Genomic DNA, 12,980 nt, shown 5'->3' on the forward strand with positions numbered 1-12,980 from the left:
GATCAGGTGACGGTGGACGGGGAGCGGCGGCGGCTTGCCGAGCTGCACGAGTACCAGGTGCTCGACACGCCGCCGCAGGAGGAGCTGGAGGCGGTGGTCCGGGTCGCGGCGGCGGTGGCCGGGGTCCCGACGGCCGCCCTGAACCTGATCGACGACCGCCGGCAGTGCCAGCTGACCACGGTCGGCTTCCCGGGCCGCGACTGCGCCCGCTCCGAGGCGATGTGCGCGGTACGCCTGGACGCCGGCCGGTTCGTCCACCTGCCGGACGCCCGCCTCGACCCGGACTACCGCTCGAACCCGTGGGTCACCGGCGCCCTCGGCTCGATCGTCTTCTACGCCTCCGCGCCGCTGGTCACCCCGCGTGGTTCGGTGCTCGGCACCCTGTGCGTCTTCGACGGCGTGCCGCGGGAGCTGACCGCCGCGCAGATCGGCCGGCTCGAGGACCTGGCCGCCATCGTCGTGGCGTTCTTCGAGCGCCGCCGGCACGCCCGGCTCACCGCCGAGCTGGCCGCCGGGAACGAGGCCCGCAAGCAGTGGACCGAGACGGTGATGGACACCATCGACGTCGCGGTGATCGCGATCGACCCCGGCTACCGGGTCACCATGTTCAACCGGGCGGCCCGCGACCTGCACGCCCCGGACGTGGACCTGGCGGCGGCGCCGGTGGACGTGGCCGGCCGTTACTCGCTGTACGAGCTGGACGGCACCCCGGTCCCGGACGACGAGATCCCCCTGATGGTGGCGATGTCCGGGCGCGGTCCGGTCACCGGCCGGGAGATGCTGATCCGGCGGCCGGGTGCCGGGCCGCGCCGGGTACGGGCGAACGCGCGAGCCTTGCAGGCCGACGGCGGCGCGGTGCTCGGGGCGGTGGTGGCGCTGCAGGACGTGACCGCCGAGGCGACCCGGCGGCGGCTGCTCGACGAGGCCCGGGACCGGCTGGCCGCGGCGAACGCCGACCTGCGCCGTTCCAACGCCGACCTGACCAACTTCGCCGGCGCGGTCAGCCACGACCTGGTCGCTCCGCTGGCCGCGGTGGGCGGCGCACTGGAGCTGATCGCCGACGATCTGGACGGCCGGGCGCTCGGGTGGGCGGACGCCGCCGGACGGGCGGTCGTCAGGATGCGGGACCTGATCGTCGCGCTGCTCGACTACGCCCGCGCCGGCAGCGCACCGGTGCGGCGCGTACGCGTACCCCTGAAGAACCTCCTCGACCAGGCAATGCTGGACCTGCGTGCCGAGATCGAGGCGGCCGGGGCACGCGTCAGCGTGACCGGACCGCTGCCGGTGCTCTCCTGCGACCCGGTGCTGATCCGGCAGCTGCTGCAGAACCTGCTGGCGAACGCGGTGAAGTACCGGCATCCGCGGCGGCCGTGCCGGATCACGGTGAGCGCGGACGGCGACGGGGTGGCGGTGGCCGACAACGGCCTCGGCGTGCCGGCCGAGCACCGCGACCGGGTCTTCGACATGTTCACCCGCCTGGACCCGCGCGCCGAGGAGGGGCAGGGCATCGGCCTGGCCAGCTGCCTGCGCATCGTCGACCGGCACGGCGGCCGCATCCGGATGGAGGAGAACCCGCAGGGCGGTGTGACGGTCGTGTTCCAGCTGCCCGGGCCGGCCGGGTAAGAAGTCCGATGAGACTGCCGATCGGACAGAGGTGGATCTCGTCGCGGCAGGGGAGCGGGAGCGGGAACGGCAGCGGCTGGCCGCCCTGCACGAGTACCGGCTGCTCGACTCCCCGGCCGGCGACGAGCTGGAGGCCGTGGTCCGGGTCGCCGCCGCGATCGCGGGCGTGCCCAACGCCACCCTGAACCTGATCGACGAGAACCGGCAGTGCCAGCTCACCACGGTCGGGTTCGAGGGCGGCGACTCGGCGCGGTCCGATTCGATGTGCGCGGTCCGGTTCGAGACCGGGCAGTTCACCTACGTGCCGGACGCCAGCGTGGACCCCACCTTCCGGAACAACCCGTGGGTCACCGGGGTCCTCGCCGACGTGCGGTTCTACGCCTCGGCGCCGCTGATCACCCCGGACGGCCACGCGCTGGGCTCGCTCTGCGTCTTCCACTCCGAACCGGCGGCCCTGGACGACGGCCAGATCGCCCGGCTCACCGACCTCGCCGCGATCATCCTGGCCCTGTTCGAGCGCCGCCGGCAGGCGCGCCTCAACCGGGAGCTGGCGGTCATCGCGGAGGCCCGCCAGCGCTGGACCGACACGCTGCTGGAGACCATCGACGTGGCCGTGGTGGCCTGCGACGAGGACGGCCGGCTCAACCTGTTCAACCGGGCCGCCCGCGACTGGCACGGGCTGGACGCCGACCCGGCCGTCGACCCGTGGGACTTCTCCGACCGGTACTCGCTGTACGAGACCGACGGCCGGACCCGGCTGGACCCCGAGCGGGTCCCGTTGCTCCGAGCCCTGCGCGAGGGCGCTGTCACCGACGCTGAGCTGGTGATCCAGCGGCGGACCGGGGATCCGGTGCACGTCACCGCCAGCGGCCGGGCCCTGACCGGTCCGGGCGGCCGGGCGATGGGCGCCGTGGTGGCGATGACCGACGTGACCCGCGACCGGGCTCAGCAGCGGGCCATCGAGCAGGCCCGGCGCGAGCTCGCCACCGCGAACGAGGAGCTGCGCCGCTCCAACGCCGACCTGAGCAACTTCGCCGGCGCGGTGAGCCACGACCTGGTCGCCCCGCTGGGCGCGGTCGGCGGCTACCTGGAGCTGCTGGAGGACGTCGTCGACGAGGACGCCCGCCGGTGGGTGGACGCGGCGAGCCGGGCGGTGACCCGGATGCGCGACCTGATCCGGTCGCTGCTCGGGTACGCGCAGGCGGGCAGCGCCCCGGTGCGCCGGGTGCCGGTCGACCTCGGCGACATCCTCGAGCAGGTGCTCGCCGACCTGCGCGGGGCGATCGAGGAGGCGGGGGCCCGGGTCGACGTGCCGGAGCCGCTTCCGGTGGCCGCCTGCGACCCGGTGCTGATCCGGCAACTGCTGCAGAACCTGGTCGCCAACGCGGTCAAGTACCGGCATCCCGACCGGCCCTGCGTGGTCACGGTGACCGCGACCGGCGGCGAGATCCGGGTGGCCGACAACGGTGTGGGCATCCCGCCGGAGCAGCGCAGCCGGGTCTTCGACATGTTCACCCGGCTCGACGACGCGCCCGCCACCGGGCACGGCATCGGGCTCTCCAGCTGCCTGCGCATCGTCGACCGCCACGGCGGGTCGATCCGGGTGGCGGACAACCCGGGCGGAGGCACCGCTTTCGTCTTCACGCTGCCCTGATGCATTGACGCACATGGTGACTCCGCATAACTTACGAGGGACCACCGAAAGTTACGCGCTTCGCTTTCCTCGGAGGAGTCACCTTGAGAAAGCCGTCCCTTGCCACCGTGGCCGTCCTCGCCACCGCGGCACTCCTCGGTTTCACCGCCCAACCAGTGCAAGCCGGGCATGACCACGGCAAGACCCTGCGATCGGCCGCACCCCGAGACTTGCGGGTCGGCTCCGCAGTGGCCGGCGGCGGGCACCACGTCGACCAGCCCTATCCGGACCCGTTCCCCAACGACAAGCAGTACCGCAAGGTGCTGGCCCGCGAGTTCAGCTCGGTCTCCCCGGAGAACCAGATGAAGTGGGAGTTCATCCACCCCGAGCGCTACCGGTACAACTTCGGGCCGGCCGACGCGATCGTGAAGTTCGCCCGGCAGCACGGGCAGGCCGTGCGCGGGCACACGCTGCTCTGGCACAGCCAGAACCCGGCCTGGCTCACCGAGGGCACCTTCACCAAGGCCGAGCTGCGGCAGATCCTGAAGAGCCACATCTACACCGTGGTCGGCCGCTACCGCGGGCAGATCCACCAGTGGGACGTTGCCAACGAGATCTTCAACGAGAACGGCGAGTACCGGCAGGAGAACATCTTCATCCGCGAGCTCGGCCCGGGCATCGTCGCCGACGCGTTCCGCTGGGCACACCAGGCCGACCCGCGGGCGCAGCTGTTCCTCAACGACTACGGGGTGGACTGGCCGGGCACCAAGGTCGACGCGTACGAGGCGCTCGCCAAGGAACTGCTCGCCGCGAAGGTGCCGCTGCACGGGTTCGCCTCGCAGGCCCACCTGAGCATGCGTTACGGCGCGCCGGACCAGCTCGGGGCCGTCCTGCAGCGCTTCGACGACCTCGGCCTCTACACCGCGATCACCGAGCTCGACGTGCGGATGGACCTGCCCGAGGGCGGCGTGCCGACCGCCGAGCAGCTGGCCACCCAGGCCCGCTACTACCGGACCGTCCTGGACGCCTGCCTGGCCGTCGACGACTGCAACTCGTTCACCATCTGGGGCTTCACCGACAAGTACTCCTGGGTGCCGGTCTTCTTCCCGGCCGAGGGCGCCGCGACGGTGATGTGGGACGACTTCACCCGCAAGCCGGCCTACTTCGCGCTGCGCGAAGGCCTGGCGCAGGCCCGCCGCCGTTGATCTCCTGAAACGACACCGGGCCGCAGCATTTCGCTGCGGCCCGGCATCACATTGACGATCAGAACAGCGGGGTACGCCCCTTGTAGCCGGTCGAGATCCGGATCGGCGTACGCAGAACCTTGCCGGTGCCCCGGTAGAGCATCAGGTAGCCGGTGGCCGCCTGCACGCCCACCATGTCGGCCGAGCCGTCCCGGTCGAAGTCCCCGATGCCGGTGAAGTCCCGCAGCCCCTTGCCCGAGCCGATCTTCACCGACGCCTTGAACCCGCCCGACTTGCCGGGGTACAGGTAGATCCCGCCGTTGCTGTTCAGCTTGACCACCAGGTCCTGGAAGCCGTCCCGGTTGAAGTCGCCCACCCCGGTGAACTCGCTGCGGTTGTTCCAGTCGCCGTTGGCCAGCATCTTGCGCTTGCCGAACTTGACACCCTTGGCGCCGGGGTACAGGTAGACGTTGCCGTTGCTGGTCTGCGCGGCCAGCATGTCCGGGTAGCCGTCCTTGTTGAAGTCACCGATCGCGGTGATCTCCCGCAGGTGCTTCATGTTGCTGTACAACTTCTTGCGCGGGCCCAGCTTGCCGGTGCTGCGGCCGGGATAGAAGTACATCGCCCCGTTGCTCAGCCGGGCGATCACGTCCTGGATGCCGTCGCGGTTGAGGTCCATCCGGATCAGCGCGTTCGCGCTGGCGAAGCCGCCGGAGATGTGGGTACGCGCGCTCTCGGTCACGACCGTGCCGTTGCCGGGGTACGCGTACAGGTTGCCGGTGCTCTTGGTCCGCGCCACCACGTCCGACCAGCCGTTGCGCGTCCAGTCGCCGAGCTTGGCGGCGGGCAGCGGGGCGAAGTCGACGTAGTTGCTGTCGATGTTGATGGTGTGGCCGCCCCAGGTCTCCTTGTGCGGCCCGCCGTACTGCTTCATCCGGCGGTGCGGCGCCCAGTACGTCGCCGGGATCGCCTTGTCGTTGACCGTCACCACGTTGTCCCAGCGGGCGAAGTCCACGTAGTCCGGCCGCACGTACCCGGCCTTGTTGTAGACCGCGACCTGGTCGGCGATGCCGGAGCTGACGCTGCTGTAGTACCCGGAGAAGTAACCGTGGTCGTGCAGCCGGGCCGTCCAGGCGCTCATGAACGCGAGCACGCCGGCCTCGCAGGCGGCGTCGTTGGTCGCGTACGCCTCCATGTCGTAGATCAGCACGCTGCCCCGGGAGAGCCCCAACTTCAGCGCCTGGGTGACCGCGTCCTCCGCGGCGGCCCGGCCCTGCGATCCCGCCTTGCTGTTGGTGATCCGGGTCTTGGCCGACGCGCCGGTGCAGCTGGCCTGCGGGCCCACGTAGATCGGCAGCAGCTTCCAGCCGCGGTTGATCTGCTCCTTGACCCAGGCCGGAGTCAGATTGGCCTGCGTACACCCCCGGGCGACGCCGCCGAAGTAGATGCCGACCCCGCGGTACTTCGACTGCAGCCAGCCCTTCATCGCGTCGCTGGACGGCGCGGTGCAGGCGTCGAACGCGTACCCCTTGAAGGTGCCCGGCTGCGGCGGAAGTGGGGCGGTGGCAGCGGTCGCGTTCCCGTTCACCAGGGCGAGCGGGGCGACGCAGAGTGCCACGACGAACGCGCCGAGTAGTCGCTTCCGATACCTGAAGAGCCGGCGGGGGTTGAGCCGGTGACGCCCGGGCTTGGGCGTTGCATTCATTTATCGGACCTGTCGTCGGCAATAGGGGAAGCCCATCGAGGGAAGCAAACGTTCCGGTCCCTGCACAGGACCGATCGGCCGGTAACGATCACCCGAACGGCCAGGCCGCCGCATTCAGCCACCCGCCATGGCTTGTTCGGCCGTTGTTCACCTGCGCGGGACTAACCTCAGGCAATGACCGCCCTGCTGACCACCCGGGCCGACGCGGCACGCCACCTCGCCGAGACACTGCTGGGTGACAGCGGCGACCGGTGGCGGCACAGCGCCGGCGTCGCCGAGCGGGCCGCCGGCCTCGCCGACCGGCTCGGCCTCGACCCGGACGTGCTGGTCGCGGCGGCCTGGCTGCACGACATCGGGTACGCGAAACCGATCGCGCACACCGGCTTCCACCCGCTCGACGGCGCCGTCCACCTGACCGGCGAGGGCTGGCCGGCCCGGGTCGCCGGCCTGGTCGCGTACCACTCGGGCGCCCGCTTCGTGGCCGCCGCCCGCGGCTTCACCGACCAGCTCGCCGTCTTCGCCGACGAGCGCAGCCTGATGGCCGACGCGCTCACCTACGCCGACCAGACGGTCGGCCCGCGCGGCGAGCGGGTCGACACCGAGCAGCGGTACGCGGAGATGCTGCTGCGCCACGGCCCCTGCTCGGTGAACGCCCTGGTCGACGCGGACCGCCGGCCGTACCTGCGGGCCACCGCCGCCCGCGTCGAGGCGCTACTGCGCTAGCGACCACAGGAAGGTGCGGAGCGCGTCACGGTGCGGGCGCAGCGTGCGCAGATCCACGTACTCGGCCGGACCGTGCTGACCGTCGCCGCCCGGCCCGAAGATCACCGCGTCGATGCCGTGCGCCGAGTAGAACCGGCCGTCCGCCGCGCCGTGCTTACGCAACAGCGACCCGTCGTAGCCCACCGCGGCGGCCGCCTGCTGCAACGCCCGCACCTCGGCGCCGGCCGGATCGGCGTGGTGCGGCGCACCCATCGCGTCGACGTGCAGCTCCACCCCCGGCCCGGCGATCTCGCGCAGCTCGGCGACGAGATCGGTGTCCGTCGGCGGAAACCGGACGTCCAGCCAGGCACACGCGTCGGCGGGCACCATGTTCACCGCCTCGTTGCCGGTCTCGATCTTGGCCACGTTCACCGTGGTGACCCAGTCCTCGGCGGCCGGCACCGGGAAGCGTTCCAGTAGCCGTTGTACCGCGTCGACCACCGCGACCAGGGCGTTCTCCCCCAGCCAGGGGTAGGCGGCGTGCGCGGTCCGCCCGGTCGCGGTCAGCCGCACCCGCAGGATCCCCTTGGACTCGGTGACGATCCGCAGGTTGCTCTGCTCCCCGATGACGACGAAGCCGGCCCGGATGCCCTGCGCCACCTGATGCCCGGTCCCGTCGAAGCCGCCCACCTCCTCGTCGGTGACCAGCTGCAGCGCGATCGGGTAGGGCAGTTGCGGGGCGAGCTCGCGAAACACCGTGGCCAGTATCAGGGCGGCACACTTCATGTCGTGGGCGCCCCGGCCGTAGAGCCGGTGCCCGTCGCGGCGGGCGGTGAACTGCTCGGGCGTGCCCGGCACCACGTCCAGGTGCGCGTTGAGGACGACCCGGGCGTTGTTCGGCCCGACCAGGGCGCTGGGCTTGCCCCGCGACTCGAACCGGCGCACCTCGAACCCCGGACCGACCAGCTCGAGCACCATCTCGAGCGCCCGATGCAGCTCGTCCGGCCGGTCAGCGGTGGACTGCACGCTGATCAGGCGCACCAACCGGCTCCCCGGCGAGGCCGTCGCGGTCCCGGCGTCCGACGTCGCACGATCGACGTCCTGGCTGAGCGATCGAACATCGAGATCGTCCATGAGCCCCAAGATATCGACCGATCGGGGTGATCTTCCCCGAATCAATCGTCGGCGTCGATGAACTCAGCGGCGGTGGCGGACGTTGTCGCGGTCAGCCCAGCACGTACTCGGTCATGCCTGGCCGGGAAGCCGAGCCGACCCCGGACTCCCCACCGCTCACCGCGCTGCCGTCCCGGCGAGGCGTGCCTGAGCGGCGGCTGGGGGTGCGGGCCGCCGCTCACGCATGTCTCGTCACCCGCGAAGCGTGCCTGAGCGGCGGCCGGGCAACGCGAGCCGCCGCTCAGGCATGCTTCACCGTCCGCGAAACGCGTCTGAGTGGCGGCCGGGTGGTGCGAGCCGCCAGCAGGGTGGGTTCCCGGGCCGGGTAGCAGTCGTGAGCGGCGGCAGGCAGCCCCAGATCAGTAGCGCGGCTTCTGTTCGCCTGCCTCGATAGCTACCGGCAGGCGGTTGCCGGCCGGCGGCAGCGGGCACGTGGCGAACTCGGTGTAGGCGCACGGCAGGTTCGTGGCCCGGTTGAAGTCGAGCACGACCGCGCCGTCGTCGGCGGGCGGGGGATGAACAGGCTGCGGTTGGCGGCGTACGTGGTCAGGCCGGACGTCTCGTCGGTGAACAGGACGAACAGCGAACCGGGGCCGGAGCCGTTGAAGGCGATCAGCGACAGGTCCTGGCCGCCGATCGAGAACTCGACGACGCCCGGGGACTCGTAGACGTGTTCGATGCCCTCGGCCACCGAGCCGACCGGGGTCGGGCGGGGCGACGCGTAGGCCACGAACCGGGCCGGAACCACCCACTTCTCGTCGGCGGGGTAGGCGGGGGTGCCGGTGTAGGCGGTCAGCACCGGATTGGACGGGTGCCGGGGACGGACGACATCCAGGCCGCCGCGCCGGGCGATCTCGATCACCGCGTCGCCGTAGCCGGCCGTGACGTCGCCCCGCTCCTCGATCGGGTCGAAGCGGTGGGTTCCGGTGATCGGCGCGCCGTCGAGCGTCAGCTGCTCGCCGTCGCCCAGGGCCACGGTCACCCCGTCCGGGCCGCTGCTCCACTCGCCGGGCGCGCCGGAGATGCGCTGCGGGGTCGCGTCGAGCCAGTGCAGCCCGGTGATGGCGAGGAAGCCGTGCGGGGCGGCGCGCCGCTGCTCGTGGCCGGCGTGCCACCGCTCCCACTCGTCCCGGAACAAGATCGTCATGCGCCAACGATAGCCACGTCTGCTACCGTGCCCAGCAGGTCATGAGTGCCAGCGCGAAGCCCCGGCTCGCTGGCCGGCAACCCTTCCGTTCGCGACGGGGTGCCCCGGGTGAGGACCGGGCCGATGTCACCCGACATCGGCAAACGGCGAACCCGTGGAGGCGCGGTCATGCCATCTCTCGACATCGTCGGCGACGATCTCAAGGTTGAACTTCCCAGCGGTGAGACGGTGCGTTTCGCGCACCTCGACTACGCGGCGTCGGCGCCCTGCGCGCAGGCCGCGGCCGATGCGGTGGCCGAGCTGCTGCCGCGCTACGGCAGTGTTCACCGGGGCACCGGGGTACGGTCGCAGGCGTCCACGATCGCCTACGAGCTGGCCCGCGACGTGGTGGCCGAGTTCGCCGGCGCCGGCGACGACCACAGCGTGATCTTCACCCGGAACACCACGGATGCGCTGAACCTGCTGGCCCGGGCCCTGCCGCCGGGCACCACCACGATCCAGTTCGACGGCGAGCACCACGCCAACCTGCTGCCCTGGCCGAACGTGCTGCGCCTGCCCACCCCGGCGTCGCCGGACGAGGCGGTCGCCGCCCTGGACCGGGTGCTGCGCGGGCGGGCGCTGCGCGGCATCACGGGGCCGGCCGTGTTCACCGTCACCGGCGCGAGCAACGTGACCGGCGAGGTGTGGCCGGTTCGGCGCCTGGCCGATGTGGCGCACGCGTACGGCGTACGCGTCATAGTCGACGCTGCCCAGCTCGCCCCGCACCACCCGGTCTCGCTCGCCGACCTCGGCGCGGATTATCTGGCCTTCTCCGGCCACAAGCTGTACGCCCCGTTCGGCGCGGGCGTGCTCGCCGGCCGCACCGACTGGCTGGACGCCGCCGAACCCTACCTGGCCGGCGGCGGCGCCAGCGCCGTCGTGGGCGACCGCCCTGACGACCTGACCTGGGCCACCGGCCCGGCCCGGCACGAGGGCGGCACCCCCAACCTGCTCGGCGCCGTCGCCCTGGCCGCGGTCTGCGCCGCCCTGATCACCGCCGACCGCGACGCCCTGCACGCACACGAACAGGCCCTGCTCGGCCGGCTGCGCGACGGGCTGCGCGCGATCCCCGAGGCGGTCGAGGTCAGCGTGTTCGGCCCGGATCAGCCGCGGGTCGGGATCGTCTCGCTGCACCTGCCCGGCCACGACCCGGCCGCCATCGCCCAGCGCCTCGGCCGCGAGCACGGCATCGGCGTGCGGGCCGGCCAGTTCTGCGCGCACCCGCTGGTCCGGCGGCTCATCGGCACCGCCGAAGCAGGCGCCGCCGAAGCAGGCGCCGCCGGGGCAGGCACCGCCGGGGCAGGCGCCGCCGGGGCAGGCGCCGCCGAAGCCCGCGAGTGCGCCACGGCCACCGGTCTGCTGCGGGTCAGCTTCGGCCTCGGCAGCACCGCCGACGACGTGGACCGTCTGCTCACCGGCCTGGCCGCGGCACTTCGCACCTGAGCCGCTACCCGGCGGATCCTGCACCGGCCCACCGGGACCGCCGATGCTGCCTACGTGGTGACCTGGATGGGGTGGCTGCGCGACCGGCTTCCGACCGGCGGCGGGCTACGAGACGAGGACTGGGCGGGCCGGCACCGGCTGCTGACGGTGCTGCTCGCCGTCGCCATGGTCCTGCTGACCGTGTTCGGGGTGTTCCAGGGCGACGAGCACGCGCCCACGCTGCTGCTCACCGACGGCCTGGTCCTGCCGGCCATCGCAGCGGCCGCCCGGCTGCGCTCGCGGCGGCTGCGCTCGGTCGCCGTGGCGCTCGGCTTCACGGTGGCCTGCGCCGGTTTCGTCTCGCTCAGCCACGGCCTCACCGAGGCGCACTTCACCTTCTTCATCGCGGTCGCCGCGCTCGCCCTCTACCGCGACTGGGCGCCGTTCGGGGCGTTCCTGGTCGCCACCACCCTGCACCACGGGGTGTTCGGCAGCCTGTTCAGCGACCACACCTACGACCACGACAAGGCGTTCGCGCACCCGCTGATCTGGGCGCTGCTGCACGGCGTCGCGGTGCTGTTCGCAGCCGGCTTCCAGATCGTGTCCTGGCGGCTGACCGAGGCCGAGGAGGCCCGCGCCCAGGAGAACCTGGACGAGAGCCAGGCCCAGCTCAGCGTCGCCTTCGACGAGACGCCGGTGCCGATGGCGATGATCGGCCCGGACGGCGTGTTCGTGCGCACCAACGCGGCGTACCGGGAATGGCTGCGCCTGCCCGCCGAGCTGCCGGCCGGCTTCTCCGTCGCCGATCTGCCGATCCGCCCGGTCGACGACGCCGCCGCCCAGCTGTTCGACACGCTCTCCGGGCACGCCGACCCGGTCACCGTGACGCACCGCTACCGGCGCGTCGACGACGGCTCGATGATCTGGGTGCAGGTGCACAGCACCGGGCTGCACGACCGGCACGGCCGGCTGCGGATGATCTTCGTGAACTGCCTCGACGTCACCGCGGTCCGTGATCACGAGGCCGAGCTGAGCTATCAGGTACGCCACGACGCGCTGACCGGGCTGCTGTCGCGCAAGGCGTTCGAGCACGACCTGGCCGCGATGCTGGCCGCCAGCGCGGAGCCGGTCAGCGTCATCTACCTCGACGTGGACCGCTTCAAGTCGATCAACGACGGGTCGGGGCACACCAGCGGGGACGATGTTCTGCGGGCGCTGGCCGTACGCCTCACCGAAGTCGTCCCCACCGGCGCCCTGATCGCGCGGCTCGGCGGTGACGAGTTCATCGTCGCGTTGCCCGGCCCGGCCGGCACCGGCCTGCGCGTCGGCAACGGCATCCTCGCCTGCCTGAACGAGCCGCTGGCCGGTCAGCCGCTCTCGCTCAGCGTCGGGGTGGCCACCGCGTTCGGTCCGGCGACCGTGGACGAGGCCGTGCTCGCCGCCGACACCGCCATGTACGCGGCCAAGCGCGCCGGCGGCAACCGCCTCGAGGTCTTCACCGAGGAGCTGCGGATCCCGGTGCAGGAGCGTCTCGCCGCCGAGCAGCGGCTGCGCCAGGCCCTGGCCGCTGACCCCCGCCGCACCCTGCCGCTGTGGTTCCAGCCGGTCGTCTCGACCGTCACCGGCCGGATCATCGGCGCCGAGGCGCTGGTGCGGATGCGTACGCCCGACGGCGCCATCCTCGGTCCGCACACGTTCGTCGGCGCAGCCGAGGAGACCGGGCTGATCGTGCCGCTCGGCGACCACGTGCTGCGCTCGGCGATCGAGCACCTGCTGCACTGGTCGGACCGGCTCGGCTACGTGTCGGTCAACGTCAGCCCGCGGCAGCTCGCCGAACCCGACTTCGTCCCGAAGGTGGCCGAGGCGCTCGCCGCGGTGCCGTACCTCGACCCGTCCCGGCTGGTCCTGGAGATCACCGAGACCGCTCTGCTGTCCTCGACGGTCGACGTCAGCGAGCGGCTGGCCGCGCTCAAGCAGCTCGGCGTACGCATCGCCCTGGACGACTTCGGCACCGGCTACAGCTCGCTGACTTGGCTCAAGTCGCTGCCCGCCGACATCGTCAAGCTGGACCGCTCGTTCGTGGCCGGGCTCGCCGAGGACGGCCGCAAGTCCTCGATCATCTCGGCGGTGCTGTGGCTGGCCAGTTCGCTGGGCATGTCCACGATCGCCGAGGGCGTCGAGGAACGGTCCGACTGGGACGCGCTGCAGGCCGCGGGTTGCCCGGCGGTGCAGGGCTATTTCTTCAGCAAGCCGCTGCCGGCGCCCGATTTCGACCGGATGCTGCGATCACCCGCCAGTGGTGTTCACCTGGCGGAAACCACCGGGAGCGCATTGGCCGGTTAGATTCCGGCC

Annotated in this window: 8 protein-coding genes, 1 pseudogene and 1 riboswitch; of the genes and pseudogenes, 6 read left to right on the forward strand and 3 right to left on the reverse strand. The window is 72.1% G+C overall.

Annotated features, from left to right (window positions below):
* The first annotated feature begins 6 nt into the window (after positions 1-6).
* The 3 genes from OHA21_RS01165 (at position 7) to OHA21_RS01175 (ending at position 4,461) form a co-directional block, all read left to right on the forward strand.
* A complete protein-coding gene (locus tag OHA21_RS01165; RefSeq protein ID WP_328469193.1) occupies positions 7-1,623 on the forward strand; it encodes a sensor histidine kinase in 1,617 nt (538 codons plus the stop codon).
* 31 nt (positions 1,624-1,654) lie between these two features.
* Positions 1,655-3,277: a sensor histidine kinase gene (locus OHA21_RS01170; RefSeq protein WP_328469195.1), complete on the forward strand. Its 1,623-nt coding sequence runs from the start codon at positions 1,655-1,657 to the stop codon at positions 3,275-3,277.
* 83 nt (positions 3,278-3,360) lie between these two features.
* Positions 3,361-4,461, forward strand: coding sequence for an endo-1,4-beta-xylanase (locus OHA21_RS01175; RefSeq protein WP_328469197.1), 1,101 nt, complete (start codon positions 3,361-3,363; stop codon positions 4,459-4,461).
* A 58-nt stretch (positions 4,462-4,519) separates the two neighbouring features.
* Here OHA21_RS01175 and OHA21_RS01180 read toward each other — a convergent pair whose 3' ends face one another.
* Entirely contained in the window at positions 4,520-6,145 is a 1,626-nt protein-coding gene (locus tag OHA21_RS01180) for a glycoside hydrolase domain-containing protein (protein ID WP_328469199.1), read from the reverse strand.
* 174 nt (positions 6,146-6,319) lie between these two features.
* On the opposite strand from OHA21_RS01180, the gene OHA21_RS01185 reads away from it, so the two are divergent.
* The gene (locus OHA21_RS01185) at positions 6,320-6,868 is read left to right on the forward strand and encodes an HD domain-containing protein (RefSeq protein WP_328469201.1); all 549 of its coding nucleotides are present in this window, start codon (positions 6,320-6,322) and stop codon (positions 6,866-6,868) included.
* On the opposite strand, the gene OHA21_RS01190 is transcribed toward OHA21_RS01185, so the two are convergent.
* Complete coding sequence (locus OHA21_RS01190; protein WP_328469203.1) at positions 6,857-7,981, reverse strand: M20 family metallopeptidase; 1,125 nt, start codon at positions 7,979-7,981, stop codon at positions 6,857-6,859. The two genes, OHA21_RS01185 and OHA21_RS01190, sit on opposite strands and share 12 nt — an antisense overlap.
* A 398-nt stretch (positions 7,982-8,379) precedes the next feature.
* A pseudogene (locus tag OHA21_RS01200) lies at positions 8,380-9,167 on the reverse strand (DUF1684 domain-containing protein).
* A gap of 37 nt (positions 9,168-9,204) precedes the next feature.
* Positions 9,205-9,319: riboswitch (SAM riboswitch) on the forward strand.
* A gap of 16 nt (positions 9,320-9,335) precedes the next feature.
* Here OHA21_RS01200 and OHA21_RS01205 point away from each other — a divergent pair.
* Positions 9,336-10,649 (forward strand): aminotransferase class V-fold PLP-dependent enzyme, encoded by a 1,314-nt coding sequence (locus tag OHA21_RS01205; RefSeq protein ID WP_328469207.1) that lies wholly within the window; start codon positions 9,336-9,338, stop codon positions 10,647-10,649.
* 54 nt (positions 10,650-10,703) lie between these two features.
* The gene (locus OHA21_RS01210) at positions 10,704-12,971 is read left to right on the forward strand and encodes a putative bifunctional diguanylate cyclase/phosphodiesterase (protein ID WP_328469209.1); all 2,268 of its coding nucleotides are present in this window, start codon (positions 10,704-10,706) and stop codon (positions 12,969-12,971) included.
* Positions 12,972-12,980: the final 9 nt, after the last annotated feature.

It is taken from the genome of Actinoplanes sp. NBC_00393, assembly GCF_036053395.1.
Taxonomy (GTDB): domain Bacteria; phylum Actinomycetota; class Actinomycetes; order Mycobacteriales; family Micromonosporaceae; genus Actinoplanes.